Raw genomic sequence first — 20943 nt, forward strand, 5'->3', positions numbered from 1 at the left:
TGTCGAGAAGCTCACTCGGATGTGTTGCAGTTCGGTGGCGTAGACGTCGTGTATTCTACCAGAACTAGAGAAATATATGTCGAAATTTGAGGTAGTTTTCGTGGAGGGATGCTACAGATGAAAGTCCAGGAGTGCGTGGTCTCTGACAAGGTGGTCTCGGCAGACGGTGACGATCCGAGCCTGTGGGACGGGATTGTGGTGCCGAGCGACGTGAAGGAGCGGCTGCTGCATCACAGCCTACTCGCCCTGCGGGTGCGTCCGGTGTTGCCGTTCGCGGCGACTGCGTTGCACGGCTTGTGCACGCTCTACGGTCCGCCTGGCACCGGAAAGACCACACTCGCCATGGGCCTGCCAGCCGAACTGGCCCCCTTCATCGGCGGGCGCCGGGTTCGGCGCATCGAGGTCAACCCGCACGGGCTGATGAGTGCCGAGCACGGTCAGTCCCAGCAGCGCGTGCACGAACTACTCGCCGACCATGTGCCGGCACTCGCGTCCGACGGTACGCCGACCGTGGTCGTGCTCGACGAGGTCGAATCGATGGCGGTCGCCCGGTCGGCCGCGTCGCTCGCCGCCAACCCGGCTGATGTCCACCGGGCCACTGACGCGGTCCTAACCGCCCTTGACCACAACGCGGTGCGCTACCCGCACCTGTTGTTCGTAGCCACGAGCAACTTCACTAGCGCGCTCGATGAGGCCTTCCTGTCGCGGACGGATGCCGCGATCCACGTGCCGCTCCCCGGGGCCGACGCGCTCCAGCTCATCATCCGCCAGACCCTCGAGGCACTCGGGGAACTCACACCAGCCCTGCGTGACCTCGCGGCCTCACCCCGCCTCGCGGAGGTCGCTGCGCATGCCGAGGGGTTGGACGGCCGCCGGGCGCGAAAGGTCGTTTTCGAGGCCCTGTGCCAGCGGCTGGAGGCCGTGCTCGACCCCGGCCAGCTCACCGAGTTCGACCTGACCGCCGCCGCACGTGCCGCCGTCCAGGCCACTCGCGAGTCCCGATCGAGTGTCGAGGATGCGGAGGAGGATTCCGATGTTGCGGCGTAGGCAGATCGCCGCGTCCCCACTGCGCGGCGCGAGCGAGACCTGGACAGTCGTCACCCAACTGGTCGCCGACACCATCGCCACCTCGTCGGCTCTCGCGCGCGACGAGGCCGAAGCGGCCATGCAGGCCGCCGCGTCGGCCGGACGCATGCTGATCGCCGGTGGGCACCTTGACCGCCACCCGCTGACCCTGATCGCCGGTGCCGCACACTGCGAGATCACCACGACCTACGGGAAGCCAGCGTTGACCCACGAGGAGAACCTCAACCCCATCCCAGGCGCCGCCAAGGCCGAGAACTTCACGATCTACCTGCCGAGTCCTCCGCCGCTGCAGGCTGTGATCAGCGAGGTCGTCGCCGACCACCACAACCTGTCTGACGCCGCGCCACCCGCAGAACTGTCACGGTCGGCGTCGGCCGGAGCACTGATCGACACCGATGCGCTCCGCAAGGTGGTGACCAGGCGATGACCTCGACGTCCACCTACGCCTACACCCGCACGCACACCGCCACGCACCTCACCGAGGTGATTCTCGGGTCAATCGGCGACATCCTCGCCGACCTCGGCATCACCATGAATCGGTTCCACCAGAACTGGGAGACGAACGAGAACGCGATCAAGGCTTGGATCGAAGAGGGCTCGCTCGCGACGGTGGTGCTGGAATGCCACCGCCCTTCGGGTGCCGTTGACCCCGTCATCGAGTTGCCGGTCAACTACACCACCACAGGCGCCGGGAACGTCGAGTTCACCGCCTCCCGCGCACGACTCGCCCGCTTTCTTGCCAAGCTCGACCGCGTGCCGGTCGGCACCACCTACCGCCTGTTCTGCACCTTCAACGGCTCGCACAGTCCACAACCAGGCTGGAAACCGGGTACCCGGGCCAGCACCACGGGGCTGCGCGGCATCACGTTCGGCACCCTCGCCGGCGGCCCGCACGCCTCCGCAGGCATGCGTTACCTCCACGGCTAACCTCTAGCAAGGACAACACCATGGGCTACATCGACGACGCCTTCGCCAATCTCAAGTCCAACCTTGAGATCACCCAGACCGAGCAAAACCTCGCCGCCAACCGCCACCACGCCATCCGCGACTACGTCCGGAAGCATTGGGAACTCGAGGACGACTTCCTTACCGGCAGCTATCGCCGGGAAACCAAGACCAAGAAGCTCAAGGACGTCGACATCTTCGTCGTCATCGCCGCCGACGGTCCCCAAGCCGCCTACCGCCAGCAGGCCCCCATCCAGGTCCTCAACGCGCTCCTCGACCTGCTGCAGCAACGGTGGAGCGACGCCTACCGCGATGGCATGGCCATCGTCATCCCCTACGGCTCCGACGACGAGGTGATGTCGCTCGACGTCGTCCCTGCGTTCAAACGCGCCAGCGGCGGCTACTTCATTCCCAACCCTGACGCCGGAGACTGGCTCGCCACCAACCCCAAGCGCCACCACGAGCTCAGCACCGCCAAGAACACCGACTGCGGCGGCAAGTACGTCCCCTTCGTCAAGATGATCAAGGGGATTAACCGGGAACTCGGCGAGCCCGTCTCGCCCTCCTTCCTGCTCGAGGTCATGGCCATGGACCTAATCAAGACACCGTTCGGTCGGTACCAGGACGAGATCGTGCTCTTCCTCGCCACCGCTGCGGAGCGACTCGACAACGCCTGGGACGACCCGGCCGGCCTCGGCGGGGACGTCAACACGGTCATGACCACTACCCAGAAGCAGGTCGCGGCCGACGCGCTGCGGTCCGCCCAGGCTATCGCCGAGCACGCCGTGGACCTCGAAGACAACGGCCAGGAACGGGCCGCCTACGACGGGTGGAAGAAGCTCTTCGGCGACCGGATGACGCGGCCATGACCTGCCCCACCACCCCGAATCCGCCACGTGGAGTGCCCGCCCGTCCGATCCACGAGCGGCAACTGGGCGAGGACATGCTCCGTCTCCAGCGAGCCGCTGCCGCGAGCCACCAGCGTGGACAACTCATCGAGGCGGTCCGGACCTCGATGGCGGTCCTGCTCGCCCTCGCCGGCGTCGCCGCCACCCTCACCGGCTTCGGGCGCCCCGTCCTGGCCATCGTCGGCCTGGCCTGGTTCCTCGTCGCCGTCTTCCTCCTCCGGAACTGGGCGGCATCCACAGCGCGCCAAGGTGCGCTCCTCCAAGAAATGTTCGACACAGCCCTGTTCCACCTCCCCTGGCACCCCACGATCGCGGGCGACCCAGTTCCCGCCCCAGACATCCACCGACTCGTGCGCAAACTCCAGCCGGGTAGCGCCAAGGACCAACGCATCGTCAACGGCTGGTACGACCCCACCGGTGGTGTCCACCACCCCTACGACGTGCTCATCGCCCAGGAACAAAACCTCGCCTGGGACACCCGCCTACGACGCCGATACAGCGGCGCAGTCGTCAGCGCAGCCGTCGTATGGAGTGTGCTCGGACTGACCATCGGCATGACCGTCGCAAACGCCTCCATCGCCGAGGTCCTGCTCGGATTCTTCGTCCCCTCCCTGGCTGCCTACCAGATGGCCCATGACGTCTGGATCGGCCAACAACGCGTCGCCACTGAACGTGAACAACTCATCAAAACCGTCACCACAGAACTCCGCCGCGCCCGGCCAGGACCGATCACTGACACCGAATACCAGCGACTGCAATCCGTCGCACGGGATATCCAGGGCGGAATCCTACGCACCCGCCTCGACCCGACCCGAGTCCCTGAATGGTTCTACCGTAAATTCAGAACAGCAGACGAACGCGATTTCGCGGACACGGCAGAGGGCCACCGCCAACGTCTCGCAGAGTGAGTCCGACGCCGTGTGCGGACTACGCGAGCTTCCTAATTTGCGGGCACGGCCTGCCGGAGCAACCGGCAATTAGGCAAATTTGGGTGCGAAGCTCGGTCGACCATCAGCGCGCAGGCCGCGCTGGACTGGCTCGAAGCCGAACTGCTCACCCGGACACGCACCCAGTCCGCGACCGGAGAGCCTCACCCCTTGTCCTGGTCTGCACCAGCGCGCCGGATCAGCATCGCCGGCTGCAGGGGACCCTCCACGCCGGCGCCACCGCCGGACTCGCCGCCATCCTGCTCGGAGAATGGGACGGCGGCATCACGATCCGCGTCGGCCCGGACGGCAGCGTCGAGGAAACCACCGGAGGAGCCGCACCGGATCTGACGTCCGCCCGGCTGTTCTCACTGCCTGCCGACGACGCCAACCAGCTGCTCAACGTTCTCGGGCAAGCCGACGCGACGACCGACCCGGCAGCCACCGCAGCCGAGATCGCCGCCTCGGATGAGCCGCCGACCATGCCCCCAGCGACCTCAGGGCGGTGGACGAACCCCGCCACCGCGACCCCGCGTCGACATCCCACCACAGGCGGCACCCAACTATCCCTCGAATGCGGAGCCGTTCGAAGTGCCCGGCCAGGCTTCCAGCGAGACGGAAACCGTCCGACCCGCCCCTGTCGCTCACGGTGCTCGGCAGGATGCGCCTGCGCGACCGGGGCGGCCACGACCTCATCAGCGGCATTGAGCCGAAGAAGCGCGAGATCATGACGCTGCTGGCACTGCACCCCGACGGCATCCGCCGCGACACGCTCGTCACGACCCTGTGGCCCGACTCAACCGTCCACGCTGGCCACCGACGCTTCCACGGCCACCTGTCCCGGCTCCGCGACCGTCTCCGGCCAGCCATCGGTGAGTCCTGCCGCGACCTTGTCGTCCGCGACGACAAGCACTATAGCCTCAACCCCGACCTGATCACTGTCGACCTGTGGGCGATCAACGAGACCATCCGCCGACACGCCAGCGGGCGACATCGAAGCTGCCCAAGCGCTGGACGCACTCCTGCGGGACTACCACGCGAAGCTCGCGCCCGACCTCGACGAAGCCTGGCTTGAAGCCGAACGCGAGCACCTGCACCAGCAGGTCATCGGCGCCATGCGCGCGCTCATGTCGTGTCACGACGAGTACGAAGAGCGCAAGCTCGCCACCCTGGATGCCATCCGCGCGCTCGATCCGACCAACGAAGCCCTGTACCGGGAGATCATCCGCACCCAAGCACGGCTCGGACGCCACGACGCCATCGACGACACCCTCGACCTGCTCAAACGCGAACTCGACAAGCTCGACGAACGGCCATCCAGCGAGATCCTCCAACTGGCACGCTCGCTTCGCAGTCAGCAATACGAACGATGACAAGGCTGGTCGGCACTAACACACCATCGACCTGACGCTCGACAACTGGTTACCGACGCGCAACATCGACCTGGCTACCTACATTCGTGTATCGCGTACCCGACCCAAATCCGGGCCGACTCCTGTCGGGGGTGCAGGCTAGAGTCGCAAGGTTACGCAGCAGGTCGACCCAGGAGGAGCCGTGCAGCTTGAGGAGATCAAGGCTGGAGTACGCATCAGCGGCATCGTGCCAGGCGAGCCGGTGGCGATCGTTGCTGTCGCCTGGCACGGCACGAGCGCCCTGGAGCTGACCTACAAGCGGCTCGATGGCGCGCTGTCTCAGCAGGTGCTGTATCGCGATGACGAACCCGGCCTTGCCCTGGCCGAGAGTGGTGCGCGCCCGTTCGATGCCGACGCGAGCGACTTCAAGCTGGTCGCCGAAGCCCAGCGCATCAAGCTCGCCGGCCTGTTCGACCCGATGCTCGCGGTAGCGACCAGCGATGTGCAGCCATTGCCGCACCAAATCCGCGCCGTGTACGGGGAGCTTCTGCCCCGAACCCCGCTCAGGTTCCTACTGGCCGACGACCCCGGAGCCGGCAAGACGATCATGGCCGGCCTCTATACCAAGGAGCTGCTGCTTCGCGACGACGTTAAGCGGTGCCTGATCGTGGCTCCTGGTGGCCTGGTGGAGCAGTGGCAGGACGAGCTGTTCTTCAAGTTCGGTCTTCGCTTCGACATCCTCACCAGTCAAACGGTTGACGCCAACATCGGTCAGTCCGTGTTCGATCATCACCCGCTGCTGATCGCACGGATGGACCAGCTGGCCCGCAGTGACGACCTGCAGGCGCAGGTCCGCGAATCGGAGTGGGACCTGGTGGTCGTCGACGAGGCTCACCGAATGGGTGCTCATTACTTCGGCGGGAAGCTGGAAAAGACCAAGCGGTTCCAGCTGGGCGAGCTGCTCGGCCAACGGACTCGTCACCTGCTCCTGATGACGGCGACACCGCACTCCGGCAAGGAGGAGGACTTCCAGCTGTTCTTGACCCTGCTGGACCGGGATCGGTTCGCGGGCAAATTCAAGCAAGGCGTACACGGAGCGGACACCTCCGGAGTGATGCGCCGCATGGTGAAGGAAGACCTGCTCACGTTCGAGGGAAGGCGCCTGTTCCCGGAGCGTGTCGCGCAGACCGTCCCGTATGACCTGACCGACTTGGAGAAGGACCTCTACGAACGGGTCACGAACTACGTGCGCCACGGGATGAATCGGGCCGCCAAGCTGGATGGAAAGCGCCGCAACACCGTCGGGTTCGCTTTGACCGTGCTGCAACGACGGCTGGCGTCCAGCCCGGAAGCGATCTACCGATCACTGTTGCGACGTGCCGAGCGGCTGGAGCGCCGCAGAAAGGAAATCCTCGCCGGGACATACGTCGAAGACCGTGACCCTGCCGCCGAGCTCGACGTTCCCGACGACCCCGATGAGTACAACGCTGAAGAGATCGAGCAGCTCGAGGAGGAACTACTCGATGCCGCGACGGCCGCTCGCACTGTCGGCGAACTGCGACTCGAACTCCTGGAGCTGCAGGAGCTGATCGGCGTTGCCAAACGGGTTCGTGACAGCGGCATGGACAGGAAGTGGGTGGAGCTGCGCACGATCCTCGAGGACAACGCCCTCGTGCACGACGCCGAGGGAAAGCCACGCAAGCTGATCGTCTTCACCGAGCACCGTGACACCCTGAGCTACCTGATGAACCGGATCCGAACGTTGCTGGGCAAGCCGCACGCCGTGCAGTCGATCCATGGCGGCGTTCGGCGCGGTGACCGCAGGCAGATCACCGAGGAGTTCACCAAGAACCCCGACTGCCAGATTCTGCTGGCCACCGATGCCGCGGGTGAGGGTCTCAACCTGCAGATCGCGCACCTGATGGTCAACTATGATCTGCCGTGGAACCCGAACCGGATCGAGCAGCGGTTCGGCCGCGTCCACCGCATCGGGCAGACCGAGGTCTGCCGGCTCTGGAACCTGGTAGCGAGCAACACACGCGAAGGCGCGGTGTTCACCCGGCTGCTAGACAAGGTCGAAGAACAGCGCAAGGCGTACGGCGGCAAGGTCTTCGACGTTCTCGGCGCGGCCTTCGACGAGACGCCACTTCGTGACCTCTTGATCGAAGCCATCCGATACGGCGAGCAGCCCGAGGTTCGGGCGCGGATGCACCAGATCATCGACGACCGGGTCGCCGAGGGACTCAAGGAACTGCTGGCCGAACGCGCGCTCGCGCAAGACTCGCTCGCCGAGGCCGACATGGCCGAACTACGGCGACAGATGGACGAGGCTCGGGCGCGCCGGTTACAGCCGCACTACATCGAGTGGACGTTCCGCAACGCGTTCAAGCGGCTTGGTGGGCGGTTGGCGCGTCGGGAGAAGGGCCGCTACGAGATCAGCAACGTCCCCGCGGCGATCAGGAACGCAGCCAAGCGAGGACCGGTCGCAACTCGCTACGAGCGGGTCACCTTTGATCTCGCCCACGCAGAGATCGACGGCGGACCGCGCGCCGACCTCCTCGCACCTGGGCACCCGCTGCACGACGCGGTCGCCGATCAGACGATCGAACGGCTCACACAGACGTTGGACCGCGGAACGGTCCTGGTATCGGCCACCGTGGAGAAGCCGGTGCTGCTCGTCGGGGTGGTCGAAGAAGTCGTGGACGCGGCGGGTAGATCGGTGGCACGACGCTTTGGTTACGCCTTCGTCGACGACACTGGGGAGGTGTCGCCTGCTGGGCCCGCGCCGTACCTCGACTGTGTCCCTGCCCCCGAGGGGCCGGTTACGCAGCAGGCCCGCCAGTTGCCGTGGATGGGGGACGCGGAGGCCAAGGCGACCAGCTGGATCATCGCGCACCAGCTTCCGGAGTACCTCGCCGAGGTACAGTCGCGCCGCAGCCGGGAGATCCAGCGCATTCGCGAGCAGGTCACCCAGCGACTCAACCAGGAGATCAACCGGCTCGCCGGTGAGGCGATGGCCGCCGCCGAGAAGCAAGCGGCAGGACAGCAGCCGAAGGAGACCGCCGACAGCCTGAGCCGCAAGGCCGCCGATCTGGAAGCCCGGCTGGAGCGGCGGCTACAGGAACTCGACCGGCAGGCCCAGATGTCGACCAAACCGCCGCGCGTGATGACTTCAGCGCTCGTCTTGCCCTTGAACATTGTGGAGGAGCAGATCCCCGCTGAAGCACCCATCCACGCCGTCGAGACCAAGGAGGTCGAGCGTCGCGGCGTTGACCTGGTGCTCGCCTGTGAACGTCAACTAGGGCGAATGCCGCAGGAGCAGGCGTTCAACAACCCCGGTTTCGATGTGCTGTCCGAGACGGCTGACGGCGACCGCATCCGCATCGAGGTGAAGGCCCGACTTGCCGGTGCCAAGGACTTCTTCGTCACCCACAACGAGGTCATCATCGGCAAGAACTCGGTACCTCGCTATCGCCTGGCTCTCGTCCAAGTAGATCCGCACGGTGCTGAGCACGACGAGGTCCGCTACCTGGAGGACCCGTTCAGGACGGTCGAGCTGGGCGACTTCAACGTCACCGGGGTCCGCAGCGACTGGAACAAGAACTGGGCGAAGGGCAGGTCGCCGTTCTGAGTCGAGTTCGCGGTAGGCCAAGCGATCATGTGGGGACGTAACGGTCAGGCATCGATAGTCCGATTCGATCCATCTGACCGAGTTGTGCCCCCATGGTGTCGGTCAGTCCCACTAAAGTGGCGAGCTGTGACGGTCACGTCACAAGAAGGGCCGAGTGAGTCCGCCATAGGCGGCCAGGCTCGGTGCATGAGGTAGGAGAGCAATGTCCGCGGTGCAGAAGCGGAAGTTGATCGAGGTGGCGTTGCCCCTAGAGGCAATCAACCGAGAGTCCGCGCGCGAGAACTACATCTACAAGCGTAATCCGTCGTCCATTCACAAGTGGTGGGCTCAGCGGCCACTGGCCGCGGCCCGTGCGGTGCTGTTCGCGCAGTTGGTCGATGACCCGTCGTCGCACCCGGACAGGTTCCCGACCGAGGAGCTGCAGCGCAAGGAGCGTGATCGGCTGCACGGCATCATCGAGCGACTAGAGCGTGTCTCCCGATTCATCGGGCGAGCATGACGGTGGCGGCGAGGAGTACGCCGCCGAAGTAGGTCCGCGCGTACTTGTCGTAGCGGGTCGCGATTCCGCGCCACTGCTTGAACCGGCCGAAACCGCGCTCGACGGTGTTGCGCTGCTTGTAGAGCTCGGGGTCGAAACCCGGTGGCCGACCACCGGCGGACCCCTTGTCCTTACGGCGTTTGGCCTGGTCGGAGCGCTCGGGGATGGTGTGCCGGAGGCGTCGCCGCCGCAGTTCGCGGCGAGTCGACGGGTGTGAGTAGGCCTTGTCCGCCAGCAGGCGATCCGGCCGGTGCCCGGTCGCGGCCAGGGCCTCGAGCAACGGCGCCAGGCGCGGATTGTCCCCGGCTTGCCCGGCGGACAGCAGCATGGCCACCGGGCGGACACCGGAGGTGACCAGGGCGTGGACCTTGGTGGTCAATCCGCCGCGCGAACGACCGATCGCGTGGTCGTCCGGCTCGGAAATCTTGTCATTCGACCTGGCCCCCTGTGTGGTCCGCGGAGGGCGCGCCGGCGGCATGCTGGTGCGCCCGCACGACGGTGGAGTCCACCGACAGCAACCAGTCCAGCTTGCCCGTATCGGCGTGGTCGGACAGCACATGCTCGAAGATCCGCTCGTACGTGCCGTCGCTTGACCAGCGGCGATGCCGCTTCCACAAGGTCTGCCAGGGGCCGAACTCAGCGGGCACATCACGCCACGGCGATCCGGTGCGAAAGCGCCACGCGATCGCTTCCAGCACCTGACGGTGATCACGCCAGCGCGCACCACGCCGCCCAACATCAGACGGCAACACCGGCTCGATCGACTCCCACAACTCGTCCGTGATCACACCAGTTCTGATCATTCACCGATCATCAGCGAACCACCGGCCGATATTCGGGAGACACGCCCTAGTCGTCTGGGAGAACATCCGCGACGAGAAGCTGCTCGCTGAGGCCCACGCTGAAATCCTCGCCTCCACCGATGGCAAGCCGCCGCCGATCCACGACCCCTTCGCCGGCGGAGGCACCATCCCCCTCGAGGCGCAGCGGCTTGGCTTGGAAGCACACGCCTCTGACCTCAACCCGGTCGCCGTGCTCATCAACAAGGCGCTGATCGAGATCCCGCCGAAGTTTCGCGACCAACCGCCGGTCTTCCCGGGCCTGGCCGACTCCCAAATTCGGCAATGGAAGCGTGCCGAGGGTCTTGCCGCAGACGTCCGCGCCTACGGCGCCTGGATGCGCGATGAAGCGGAAAAGCGCGTCGGCCACCTGTACCCGAAGTCCGACGGCAAGACCATCATCGCCTGGATCTGGGCCCGTACCGTCACCTGCCCCAACCCCGCCTGTGGCATCGAGATGCCACTGGTCCGCTCGTGGTGGCTGGGCAAGAAGAAGGGCAACGAGGCCTACGTCATCCCGTCGGTCGTGCCCGACCCGACGCACACGAGTGGCCAGCGGGTGAAGTTCGACATCGGGCATGACGCCACTAAGGCGCCCACCAAGGATCGCGATGGAACGATGTCGGGTCGCACAGGTGGCGTTTGTGTGGCGTGTCAGGCCAGCGTGCCGATGACCCATATCCGCAGTGAATGGACGGCAGGCCGCGGCGGTGAGCGAATGCTCGCCGTTGTCACCGAGGGGTCCCGGCGGCGGACCTATCTTGCCCCTGATGATGTGCAAGAGGCGGCGGCTCAGGTCGTGGCACCCGTGGACTCGATATCGGGCGAGATCGCATCGAACCCCAGGTGGTTCTCGCCCCCTGCCTATGGCCTGACGGAGTTCACGGATCTCTTCACCAACCGCCAACTTGTCGCGCTGACCACATTCAGCGACGTCGTCACCGATGCGCGGAGACGGATCCTCGATGACGGCGGCACGATCGACTACGCCAACGCCATTGTGACGTACCTCGGAATGGCGGTCTCAAAAACTGCCGATTATTGCTGCAGTCTCGCCGTTTGGTATCCAAATGAGGATCGTCCGAAGAATCTCTTCGCAGCTCAAGCCATCCCGATGGTATGGGACTTTCCGGAGACGAATCCGTTCGCCAGCATAGGGGGACGTTCGAAACAAGTGTCAGAATTGTTTCTGAGGCATTTGAAGGTCTGGGACACGGATCCGTCGGACAGGTGATGCAAGCGTCGGCCACCCAGGTCGAGTTCTCTGCTGGCAGCCTTATCTCTACAGATCCGCCCTACTACGACAACGTTGGCTACTCAGATCTGTCAGACTTCTTCTACGTCTGGCTCAGACGCTCACTCCGGGATGTTCATCCCGATCTTCTTGCGACGATGCTCGTGCCGAAGGCGGATGAAATGGTCGCAAACCCATACCGACACGATGGAAAGGACGGCGCCAAGCGGTTCTTCGAGGATGGGTTTCGATCGGTGTTCACCAAAGCCCGGGAATCTTCGGCGCTCGATTACCCAGTTACAGTTTGGTATGCCTACAAGCAGGCCGAAACCAACGAAGATGGACTCAAGTCGACCGGTTGGCAGACTCTGCTCGACGCTATGATTCGTGCAGGTTGGCAGATCACAGCCACGTGGCCAGTTCGTTCTGAACGCGGATCCAGACGCATCAGCATCGGGACCAACGCTCTGGCCTCGTCTGTCGTGCTCGCGCTCCGTGCGCGACCAAGGTCGGCGGCAACTGTCGACCGAAGGGGATTCATCGCAGCCCTACAGAACGACCTCCCCGCTGCGCTGAAGGCGCTGGTGCACGGCCAGATCGCGGCAGTCGACCTAGACCAGGCCGCGCTCGGTCCTGGCATCGCAGTGTTCTCCAGGTTCTCAACGGTTCTTGAGGCGGACGGGTCACCAATGACCGTCGGGAGTGCAATTGCGCGTATTGGGGAGGTCGTAGACCAGGTGCTCAACGAGCAGGAGGGCGACTTCGACGCGACGACGCGGTTCGCGATCGCGTGGTATCGCCAGCGAGGCTATGGCGTCGGTCCTTATGGAGAGGCTGAACAGCTCGCCCAGGGCCGCAACGTGGTGGTGCAAGCTCTTGATCGCGACGGTGTCCTCACCAGCCGGGCTGGCAAGGTGCAGCTAATTAAGCCAGCGGAGTTGTCGGCGGACTACGACGTGCTCACTGACCTGCACATCAGCTCTTGGGAAGCGCTGCACCACTTGATCAAGATCTTGGAAGGTGCCGGTATCGCTCCCGCCGGGGAGTTCCTGCGCGCGGCCCTGAGCCGCGATGACAACGCAGTCGACGTCGACTTGGTCAAGGAGCTCGCCCACTTGCTATTCCGTGTGGCCGAGGGCAACCGGTGGACCAAGGATGCCCTGTCGTTCAACACCCTTGTGACGAGCTGGCAAGAGATCCTTGATGCTGCCCGGGCGGTCCCTGCTCCGACCACCAGCCGCCAGGGCTCCTTCGACTTCGAGGAGGTCGACGTGTCGTGAAGCAACTCGGCGCAGGGGAACTGCCACAGCGCGCGCTAACCAAAGCCCTGATCGATGAATGGTCCCTCTAGGGAGGAATGACATGGCGCTGTCCAACCGCGACCGGATCGGGCAGATGTTCGACGTGATGGCTCCCGCCTTGCGGGAGTTCATCGACGGGGTGCTGACGCCACACCTCCCCCAGGACACTGACTGGGCGCAGTTGGTGGCATTGAAAGACGCCAAGAAGGGCGGGCCGAGCAAGAACTACTCGTCGAACGATCCCCACGTACAGCTGCGCATGCTGACGGAGAACATCCCGCACCAGGTGAAGCCGGGTTGGTATCCCTTCGACGGCCTGCTCAACCCGTTGCAAAAGTCGTTCGCGAGTGAGCTGCGAGACACCCGGAACACCTGGGCGCACGGCGGTTCCTTCACCGACGACGACGCCTATCGCGCGCTCGACACCGCGGAGCGCTTGCTCGTGTCCATCGGCGCCGGGGACGCCGCCGACAAGGTGGGTCAGATCCGGCTGAACCTTCGACGCGTGACCGCCGAGAAGGACGACAAGCGTGTGCTGAAGTCTGCGGTTGTCACGACCGAATCTGCTGGCCTCCGGCCGTGGCGTGAAGTTCTACCACCACACGACGACGTCGCCACTGGCAACTTCCAGGCGTCCGAGTTCGCCGCCGATCTCTTCAAGGTGGCCACTCGCTCACCCGAGACGGGCAGAGACTACTCCGATCCGAGGGAATTCTTCGCAAGGACGTACTTGACTGAGGGGTTGCGCGATCTGATCGGGCGAGCGGTACGGCGGATGGCAGGTGACGACAACGCGTCTCCCGTCATCAACTTGCAGACCAACTTCGGCGGCGGAAAGACACACTCCATGCTGTCGCTGTGGCACCTTGCGGCAGGTACGCCCCGCGGAGAGTTCCCGCAGGAGACCCAGGAACTGCTCGTGTCCTGTGGCTACGACCAGATTCCCTCTGACGTACGCCGGGTCGCCATCGTTGGTAACCACACCTCGCCGTCGGGTTCGACGAAAACCGACGGAACTGTAGTGAATACGCTGTGGGGCGAGTTGGCTCAACAACTCGGTGGCGCTGAGGGCTACGCACTCGTCGCGAAGGCCGATCAGGATCGCACCCCGCCCGGTAAGGCTCTGCACACGCTGCTCGAAACGTACGCGCCCGCGGTAATCCTCATTGACGAATGGGTGGCCTACGCGCGCAGCCTCTTCACCCGCGACGATCTCGCCGGCGGCACCTTCGACGACCAGTTCACCTTCGCCCAGTCCCTCACCGAGGCTGTGAAAGGAACCTCTGGGGTCTTGTTGGCGATCTCGATCCCAGCGTCGGAGAGCGGGGACGACAAGCAGATAGCGGCCGGAAGTGCCGAGGAAGTCGGCGGCGCGCACGGCCTGGAAGCACTGAAACGCCTGCAGAACGTTGTTCGGCGCGTAGCTGACCAGTGGCGTCCGGCCTCTGCGAACGAGGCGTACCACATCGTGCGGCAGCGGCTATTCACTTCGGCAGATGCCAAGGCGCTCGCCGCCATCGGGGCTACCGCCAAAGGCTTTGTGGACATGTACCGCAAGCACTCCGACGACTTCCCGAGAGAGGCTCGCGATACCGCTTTCGAAGAGCGCATCAAGCAGACCTACCCCATCCATCCCGAACTGTTCGATCGGCTGTACGAAGACTGGTCGACTCTGGAACGCTTCCAGCGGACTCGCGGTGTCCTGCGGCTGATGAACACCGTGATCCACGCGCTGTGGGTCGGCGAGGACGCATCCCCGCTGATCATGCCGGGGTCGATTCCGCTCGCTACGGCGGCCGTGAACTCCGAGCTCACGCAGTACCTACAGGACTCGTGGAAGGCGATCATCGATGCTGACGTCGACGGGCCGAACTCCGAGCCGGCGAAGATCGATGCTGCCAAGCCGCTCTTCGGCCAACGCTCGCTGACCAAGCGGCTGGCGCGCACCGTATTCTTCGGTGCGGCACCCACAGTCGGGTCCGCGCACAAGGGTTTGGAGACGCAGCGAGTGTTCCTCGGGACCGCCGTGCCCGGGGACGTCCCGGGCAACTTCCATTCGGCCCTGACCCAGTTAGGAGACCGGGCGACCTACTTCTACTCCGGGTCAGGGAAGTACTGGTACGACCTGCAAGCCAACATCTCCCGTAGAGCCAAGGACCAGGCCGATCGGCTGCACAAGGAAGACGTCTGGGCCGAGATCGCCAAGCGGCTGAATAGCCAGGGCAGCCACCGCGGTGACTTCGCCGGCGTGCATGTATGCCCAGAAGACACCGGCGACATCCCCGACACCGACGAAGCCCGTCTGGTAATCCTGCATCCGCGGCTGACCCACAAGCGCAACGTCGCTGATTCATCCGCAATGAAGTTCGCTCATCACGCGACCGAGAACCGTGGCACAGCGAACCGAGTCAACCGAAACATGCTGGTCTACTTGGCCGCAGATGAAGATCGCATGGACGAGCTTGACCGGGCCGTGCGGGACTTTCTCGGTTGGTCTCACGTCCTTGACCACTCGGCCGACCTCGACCTCACGGAGAATCAGACCAACCAGGCCAAGGACAAGTGCTCGCAGGCGAACGACACGGTGAATGCGCGTCTCGTCGGGGCCTACCAATGGGCGCTTGTGCCGTCAGCGCCCAATCCCGGTGAACCGTTCATCATCACCACAACCAAGGCTGACGGGCAGGCGCCGTATCTGGCTGAGCGAGTCTCCAAACGGCTCGGCAACGATGGTTCGCTCAATGTGCAGCAGGCCGGTGCGACCATTCGCCTGGCGCTGAATCGAATCCCAACAGTGTGGTCGTCTGGTCACATCAGCGTCGGCGAGCTGTGGAAGGTATACGCCGCATATGCCTACATGCCCCGGCTCAAGGACCAGTCGGTCTTGAAGAACGGGCTGGTAGACCAGCCGCTGCTCTGGGAGCAGGATGGCTTCGCGCTCGCCGAGAGGTATGACGATGCCTCCGGGCGATACCAGGGTCTGGTTCAGCCGACGGACAATGTGAACGTTGCCGTCACGGACGCACTGTTGATCGTGCAGCCGTCCGTCGCCACGGCACAGCGCGCTGCGGAGCTGGATGAGAACTCGCCACACAAGCCCGAGGATGAACCTTCGGAGCACGAAGGAGCGACGAAGGAAGGGCTCGGCGGCCTGGCTCCAGCCACCCCAGAGAAGCCGAAAACGACCAGGTTCTTCGGGAGTAAGGAGCTGAACCCCGAGCGGTACGCCCTCGACTTCAAGAAGGTTGCCGATGAGGTGCTCGCGCACCTGTCCGCTGCACCAGGAGTCAACCTCACCGTCCGCGTCGATATCGAAGCCACCAGCGCACAAGGCTTCGACGAGGCCAAGGTTCGCACGGTGTCGGAGAACGCCAAGACCCTCAAGTTCGATCAATCAGGCTTCGAGGAGATCTGATGGGGAGTCACTGACGTGGCCACCATTGCGAAGCGGATACTCCAGAATGAGCGCTACCTTCCAGCACGAGATCAGTCAGATCGACGTATGAGCCATGGCCCGCGCCTTCACGACGCTAGAAGTCCGGCTTGGTAGGCGAAGATGGCGAGTTGGACCCGGTTGCTTACGCCGAGTTTGGCGAAGGTTCGGGTGATGTGGGTCTTGACGGTTGCCTCGCTCATGTAAAGCTCTTTGGCGATGGCGGAGTTCTGCTTGCCCTCGGCGATCGCGGTGGCGACTTCGCGTTCTCGATCGGTGAGCGAGGCAGACAGGGTCAACTACGACGCCGATCGCGCCTACCTGCAGTTGACCATCCTGCCCGGGGTGTGGACCACGAGCTGGCTGCACCCCGAGGTCCAGAAGTAGAGGCGGAGACGAACATACTCATGACTTGCTTGGATCCCAGCAGAAGCGGGATCGAACACGTCTGGCGTCGTCTCGCATGAGAAGCGAGTTCCAGTATGAGGCGAAGCCACTCCGACCTTCGCCAGCCAAGAACCTCAAAGAGCCCGCCAGCCCGAAGGTGCGTCAGTGACGTCGCGTGAACCCCGGCCCTGGCTGGGGGTTCGCTGATTTTGGACTGCTCGCCCCACCCGGCCGGCTCGGGTGAATGGACGATGTTGCACCCGTCGAACGGCAGTGCCCATGGTGGCGTTGCTCGGGCAATAATGCCGGTCAACCCTCGAGATTTCTGCTACGACCTCGGCATGTCGGTCTGGAACAGCCTCAGTAGCTCTGCTTGCTCGGACGAGAGGGGCAGGAGCGGGTTGGCGGCCGGGTAGATGTCGACGACAGTAGATCTCGGCTTCTGCCCAGTATCGGTTGGGCACGCTGGAGGCGACTCCGATCCTGACCCCACGGGCGCGCTGCTCTGCCAGCAGCCGTCGCGCGTCGAACAGGTAGACGTGCTCGATACACCATGGCCGTGTGCTGCCTGCCGAGGATGCGGCCCCGGTTGTTGATCCCGTCATGACGAGGTAGTAGTCGAGGGTTTCGGCGTCGGTCATGTCCAGGATGCCTTCGCGCTTGAGGTACCACTTCACGTTCACGGTCTTGCCGCTAAGTGGTCCGGTTCGGAACCGCCCGTCGAAGGCCTTGGCGCTCGCGGACTGTTCCAGTTCGATCCCGAAGGCCTGCGATGCGATCCATTCGCCGAGGTGGCCGGATGTCATCGGTCGATGGATGATCTCGGCGATCTGTCCGTCGATCCTGTTCCGATCGCGAAGTAAGCGAGCGATTTCCGCCAATTGATCATTCGTCATTTCAGCATGCGTTCCACGTCAGCGACCAGACAAGTCGAGGATGTGCTTGCTTGCTGCCTGGCCATCAGGCCCATCGTGTGCGGCGTCCTCATCAGCATCGCGCCCTCCTGGCCACAGGAACGGCGCGCTCGTCGGTCAGTTCGGGTGGGGTGTCGAGGTGGATGGCGAGCACGAGATCTGCGGCGAGTACCTGGTGGCAGATGGCTTCCCACGCGTCACGGACGGCCGAGATCGGTAGTGGCCGTTTAGATCCCCACGTGCTCTGTTTGCTGGCCGGGTTGATCAGCCTTGAGGTGTGTCTGAGTTAATTGACCAATCGCGGGTTGAAATACCCAGCCACGGCCGGTGCGTGGTCATTGGTTCTCCTCAGGTGCTCTGCTTCGACGGTATGCCAGGCGGTTCTCGCGTGCTTGGGCGAGTCCGTCGCGTCGGTTCTTGCGGATGGCGTCACCTCGTCCTTCGTGTTCGTCGTCGGGCGTGACATACCCGATGGCGGCGTGCAGCCTGACCCCGTTGTATTGGGCCCGTACGAGCTCGAGTTCGGCTTCGAGCTCGCCGGGGTCGCGGATCTTTTCCAGGTGCGGCCACTCGCCCTTCACGTGCCCGAACAGCGTCTCGATCCACGCCTGATCGGTCGGTGTGCCGGGCCGTCCGAACTGGCGGGCGATGGCCACACCGGCGAGGAACTCGCGGGTGGTGTGGCTGCGCATCTGCGGCCCGTTGTCGCTGATGGCCAGCAGCAACGGCAGCTGCCCGTCACCGATCGCGGTGCCGACGGCGTCGCGGTCGCCGGAGGCCAGCGCGGCCACCAGCGCGTCGGTCGCGCGGGCGTCGGCGGCCGCCCACAGGTTCTCGGCCTCCAGCGCGTCGGTGAAGGCGACCTCGACCTGGGTGGAAGACTCCTCGGCCGACACCAGGGTGGTGATCCACTTGCGGGAGACGATGTCGAGGATCGCGATCGCGGCGACCCGGGCGCGGGTGAAGTGCGTGAAGTCGTAACCCCACACCCGGTTGGGCTTCCACTCCAGCCAGGGCGGCCACTCCGCCCGACCGATCGGCTCGCGGGGCGGCTGACCAGGAAGAACGAGCCGTTCGGCGGCCAGGATCCGCCGCACCGTGGACTCGGAGACATGCACCAGTCCGATCCGCGAGCCGCGGTGGGCGAGCTTGCGATGACTACGGTCGGTCTCGCCCCAGGTCTCGAACAGCTCCACGACCGCGGCCCGCTCGCCCGGCAGGATCCCGTGCAGGGGATGCCCGCCCGGCGGTAGGTCGTCCAGCCGCCCGGCGGCCTGGCGGGCCAGCCACGCCTGGTAGCGACCGTGTTCCAGGCCCAGCCGGTCACATGCCCGCCGCGCCGACCAGCCACGCTCGACGGCGTGCTCGATCAACTCGAGTAGGCCGGCCTTCACGTCAGCGTGCACCCGCGCCGGGACCGGGCCGGCCATCAGCCCCAGGCGGGTTTTCCTCGTGCAGATGCAGCGCCACCGCCTGCTCGGTCACCGTGGCGCGCAGCCGCTCGGCCTCCGCCCGCGCCTCCTCCAACTCCAGCTGCTCGACTGTCTTGCCCGGCCGGCCCGGCCGAGCCGACAGCGCGGTCAGCGCGCCCTGCTTGGCGGTACGGCAGATCGTGGTCACCGTGGTGCGGTCGACCTTCCACTTCTGCGCGGCCTCCCGCTGCGTGCACTGCCCAGTCAGCACCGACACATACATCTCGTACTTCTGGCTCGGCGAGAGCAGCCGTCGCTGCTTGCGTGCCTTCATGGGCGTATTGGACGTCATCATCAGCCTCCGGAACGGTCAGACACACCGCTTCGTGGCTGGGTATTTCAAAGATCAAATGGTCATCTAACTCAGACGCAAGACGAGCCTGGGCAGCCGGATCGCTGGACGCGCAAACCGCGGGCCGTTCTCGCCTGCGGGTAGTGCGGGAACGAAACTGTACGTCCCGTGTACAGGGTTGCCGATGCTGGCGCCCCGGTAGAGCGCAAATCTTGCGTGCGCGTCGGTGCCGCCTGCGATGATCGAGGCGGCGGTGCAGACGGCGAACGCGTCGTCGACGTCGAGGTCGTCGATCTCGGCGGGCGTCCACGGCTGCGAGGAGGCGACGACGAACACGGTGTCGAGGCAGAACTCGTGATCGATGGTGGATCCGAAGCACAGGAACGAGCCGATGGGCAGGTCTTGCATCGAGGTGCGCAGGCGGTCGGGGCCGACGATCTGCTTGCAGTTGCTGTAGAACATGTGGTCGCCGAACACCCATGGGTCGGTGTTCTGCCGGAAGCCGTCCGCGGTGGGCCGGATCCAGTGGGGCCAGTGCAGCGCGCGGGGCAGTTGGCCGCAGGCGGGCCAGCGACGCTCGACACGAGAGGGTGCCTCCCATTCGCCCCAGAACACCACTTCGGCGTCGTGCAGTTCGTTGTCGGCGTCGACATATCGCCCGGGGCAGCGAAGGAACTTACGGCGGTGCGCGTCGACGTTCCATGGCACGTCGTCGGCCCGCGGGTTGTGTTCCGCGCCTGGGTGCGGGAACTGCACGACGGTGGCGGCCTGCTCGTCCATCAGATTGATTCTTCTTCCGCGAGCGAGAGGGACAGGTAGGCGTACCAGCCGGGCAGTGTCCGCGGATCGGAGTGCGGGAGCACCTTGTTGACGCGGCGGCGGTTGGCCACTGCCCGCCACGGCTGGTCGGGGCTGGTTTTGCTGGTGTGGACGAACTCCTCGACCGCGGCGCGTTTGGTGTCGGCGTTGAGCACGATCTCGTGCGCTCCGAGATCGATGTGCAGCCATGGCCGGCCGCCGAACGATCCCACGTCACCGATCGTGGGCATCTGAGATCGGCGCAGCCACACCGCGAGGAGTTCGACGAGCTCGCGCTTGCTACTGACCCGGGTCCCTAATGGCAGGTACCCGGCTGCGACGTGCTTGTCGGCGTCACCGGCGGCCGACGCCTGCTGGCTGAGCTCCGCGATGCGCTCGGCAAGCTCGTCTTTGAAGGCGGCGTTGACGCCGAAGCTGCTTTGCAGGTTGGTAGACCAGCCGATCCAGCGCACCCCGCCCCCATTCCCGGTGTAAAGGCGGCAGGTGTCACGGCGTCGCGGGATCGAACCGACCTCGTCCAGCGTCGTCAGGTCGGTGGCGAGTACCTGGTTGATCACCTGTCTGCCGTTGAGCAGGACGATGCGGACGTTGTCGCTGGTGAGCTGAGCGCGCAGGTGATGAACGCCGTCGTCGAGCAACATCTGCCGCATGTTCGGGTCCGTGATTCCGTTCCAGGCCGGGTCGGTGGCCCATTGCACCAGATCGAGGTGGCATGCGGACCCGTCGTAGTAGCTGCACCTGGTGCTCGCGCGGAGCAGGGCGTCGAGCGGATCGAACCACCGCCGATATGGGTTGCGCTGGAAGTAGGCGGCACAATCTGCGACCACGTCGGCGACCTGCCCGTCGGTGAGCTGATCGAGCCGGGT

The 20943-nt window shown here is 64.9% G+C and carries 18 protein-coding genes and 1 pseudogene; 12 read left to right on the plus strand and 7 right to left on the minus strand.

Translation table 11 applies throughout. The features are described 5' to 3' along the window. The first annotated feature begins 117 nt into the window (after positions 1–117). From ACFQGD_RS27890 to ACFQGD_RS27930, 9 genes are all read left to right on the plus strand, one after another. Complete coding sequence (locus ACFQGD_RS27890) at positions 118–1047, plus strand: AAA family ATPase (protein ID WP_345401497.1); 930 nt, start codon at positions 118–120, stop codon at positions 1045–1047. Beyond that, the gene (locus ACFQGD_RS27895; protein ID WP_345401494.1) at positions 1034–1513 is read left to right on the plus strand and encodes a hypothetical protein; all 480 of its coding nucleotides are present in this window, start codon (positions 1034–1036) and stop codon (positions 1511–1513) included. The genes ACFQGD_RS27890 and ACFQGD_RS27895 overlap by 14 nt, the downstream gene beginning before the upstream one ends. Further along, on the plus strand, positions 1510–2013 hold the full coding sequence (locus ACFQGD_RS27900) for a hypothetical protein (RefSeq protein WP_345401491.1): 504 nt from the start codon (positions 1510–1512) through the stop codon (positions 2011–2013). The genes ACFQGD_RS27895 and ACFQGD_RS27900 overlap by 4 nt, the downstream gene beginning before the upstream one ends. Before the next feature lie 20 nt (positions 2014–2033). Then, positions 2034–2900, plus strand: a complete 867-nt coding sequence (locus ACFQGD_RS27905) for a CBASS oligonucleotide cyclase (RefSeq protein ID WP_345401488.1) — start codon at positions 2034–2036, stop codon at positions 2898–2900. Further along, on the plus strand, positions 2897–3847 hold the full coding sequence (locus ACFQGD_RS27910; RefSeq protein ID WP_345401485.1) for an S-4TM family putative pore-forming effector: 951 nt from the start codon (positions 2897–2899) through the stop codon (positions 3845–3847). Before ACFQGD_RS27905 ends, ACFQGD_RS27910 begins: the two co-directional genes overlap by 4 nt. A gap of 592 nt (positions 3848–4439) precedes the next feature. Next, positions 4440–4940 carry an AfsR/SARP family transcriptional regulator gene (locus ACFQGD_RS27915; protein WP_345401483.1) on the plus strand — a complete coding sequence of 167 codons (501 nt, stop codon included), beginning with the start codon at positions 4440–4442 and terminating at the stop codon, positions 4938–4940. After that, positions 4888–5238 carry a bacterial transcriptional activator domain-containing protein gene (locus tag ACFQGD_RS27920; protein ID WP_390183687.1) on the plus strand — a complete coding sequence of 117 codons (351 nt, stop codon included), beginning with the start codon at positions 4888–4890 and terminating at the stop codon, positions 5236–5238. Before ACFQGD_RS27915 ends, ACFQGD_RS27920 begins: the two co-directional genes overlap by 53 nt. 181 nt (positions 5239–5419) lie before the next feature. Beyond that, the gene (locus ACFQGD_RS27925; protein ID WP_345401480.1) at positions 5420–8848 is read left to right on the plus strand and encodes a helicase-related protein; all 3429 of its coding nucleotides are present in this window, start codon (positions 5420–5422) and stop codon (positions 8846–8848) included. A gap of 202 nt (positions 8849–9050) precedes the next feature. Further along, on the plus strand, positions 9051–9347 hold the full coding sequence (locus ACFQGD_RS27930; RefSeq protein ID WP_345401477.1) for a DUF1156 domain-containing protein: 297 nt from the start codon (positions 9051–9053) through the stop codon (positions 9345–9347). Here ACFQGD_RS27930 and ACFQGD_RS27935 read toward each other — a convergent pair. After that, positions 9331–10189, minus strand: a pseudogene (locus ACFQGD_RS27935) (IS5 family transposase). The gene ACFQGD_RS27930 and the pseudogene ACFQGD_RS27935 overlap by 17 nt on opposite strands. Here ACFQGD_RS27935 and ACFQGD_RS27940 point away from each other — a divergent pair. From ACFQGD_RS27940 to ACFQGD_RS27950, 3 genes are all read left to right on the plus strand, one after another. Further along, on the plus strand, positions 10167–11459 hold the full coding sequence (locus ACFQGD_RS27940; protein ID WP_390221113.1) for a hypothetical protein: 1293 nt from the start codon (positions 10167–10169) through the stop codon (positions 11457–11459). The pseudogene ACFQGD_RS27935 and the gene ACFQGD_RS27940 overlap by 23 nt on opposite strands. Further along, positions 11456–12739 (plus strand): hypothetical protein, encoded by a 1284-nt coding sequence (locus ACFQGD_RS27945; protein WP_345399007.1) that lies wholly within the window; start codon positions 11456–11458, stop codon positions 12737–12739. The genes ACFQGD_RS27940 and ACFQGD_RS27945 overlap by 4 nt, the downstream gene beginning before the upstream one ends. A gap of 82 nt (positions 12740–12821) precedes the next feature. Next, entirely contained in the window at positions 12822–16175 is a 3354-nt protein-coding gene (locus ACFQGD_RS27950; protein WP_345399010.1) for a Swt1 family HEPN domain-containing protein, read from the plus strand. Positions 16176–16282: 107 nt separating this feature from the next. On the opposite strand, the gene ACFQGD_RS27955 is transcribed toward ACFQGD_RS27950, so the two are convergent. From ACFQGD_RS27955 to ACFQGD_RS27980, 6 genes are all read right to left on the minus strand, one after another. Next, complete coding sequence (locus ACFQGD_RS27955; protein ID WP_345399013.1) at positions 16283–16492, minus strand: response regulator transcription factor; 210 nt, start codon at positions 16490–16492, stop codon at positions 16283–16285. Between the two features lie 222 nt (positions 16493–16714). After that, on the minus strand, positions 16715–17476 hold the full coding sequence (locus ACFQGD_RS27960; RefSeq protein WP_345399016.1) for an HAD family hydrolase: 762 nt from the start codon (positions 17474–17476) through the stop codon (positions 16715–16717). A gap of 353 nt (positions 17477–17829) precedes the next feature. Next, positions 17830–18924: an integrase core domain-containing protein gene (locus tag ACFQGD_RS27965; protein WP_345398882.1), complete on the minus strand. Its 1095-nt coding sequence runs from the start codon at positions 18922–18924 to the stop codon at positions 17830–17832. After that, the gene (locus tag ACFQGD_RS27970) at positions 18890–19240 is read right to left on the minus strand and encodes a hypothetical protein (RefSeq protein ID WP_390221086.1); all 351 of its coding nucleotides are present in this window, start codon (positions 19238–19240) and stop codon (positions 18890–18892) included. Before ACFQGD_RS27970 ends, ACFQGD_RS27965 begins: the two co-directional genes overlap by 35 nt. 84 nt (positions 19241–19324) lie before the next feature. Then, positions 19325–20038: a hypothetical protein gene (locus tag ACFQGD_RS27975; protein ID WP_345399756.1), complete on the minus strand. Its 714-nt coding sequence runs from the start codon at positions 20036–20038 to the stop codon at positions 19325–19327. Next, on the minus strand, positions 20038–20904 hold the full coding sequence (locus ACFQGD_RS27980; RefSeq protein ID WP_345399753.1) for a hypothetical protein: 867 nt from the start codon (positions 20902–20904) through the stop codon (positions 20038–20040). Before ACFQGD_RS27980 ends, ACFQGD_RS27975 begins: the two co-directional genes overlap by 1 nt. Positions 20905–20943 lie beyond the last annotated feature (39 nt).

This window comes from Haloechinothrix salitolerans (assembly GCF_042662605.1).
GTDB classification, from domain to species: Bacteria; Actinomycetota; Actinomycetes; order Mycobacteriales; family Pseudonocardiaceae; genus Haloechinothrix_A; species Haloechinothrix_A salitolerans.